The sequence below is a fragment of the Acinetobacter sp. 22512 genome, from assembly GCF_052044755.1.
Lineage (GTDB): Bacteria > Pseudomonadota > Gammaproteobacteria > Pseudomonadales > Moraxellaceae > Acinetobacter > Acinetobacter pittii.
Window position 1 is genome coordinate 1 of the sequence record NZ_JBQENP010000048.1, and the last position, 449, is coordinate 449.

Sequence of the window (449 nt, forward strand, 5' to 3'; positions counted from 1 at the left end):
ACCGCTTTTGCAGCTTCTAAATCATTAAAGGCAACATGGTTGATACCGTTTGGAAGAGGTGCAAAGTCTTGTGAATATTTAGGTTGACCACCCGCTGAAACGGTAAATAAGGTACGGCCATGAAACGCATTGTTAAATGCCACAATGCCACTTTTGCCAGCAACACCGCTGTCTAGTCCAACTTTACGAGCTAGTTTTAATGCTGCTTCGTTCGCTTCTGCACCTGAGTTACAGAAGAATACTTTATCTGCAAATGTATTTTCGGTGAGTTGTTTTGCAAGGCGTAGAACGGGTTCATTTGTATAACCGTTGCCTACATGCCAAAGTTTTGTTGCTTGTTCTGTTAAAGCATTTACTGCCACTGGATGCGCATGACCTAATGCGTTTACTGCAATCCCGCCTGCAAAATCGATATATTCTTTATTTTCTTGATCCCAAATACGTGAACC

At 42.1% G+C, this 449-nt stretch carries 1 protein-coding gene; it reads right to left on the bottom strand.

Features of this window, described 5'->3' with window-relative positions; translation table 11 throughout:
• Positions 1-449 (bottom strand): aminotransferase class III-fold pyridoxal phosphate-dependent enzyme (locus tag ACTJJG_RS19030; protein WP_130136429.1); only part of this gene is annotated, 449 nt, incomplete at both ends.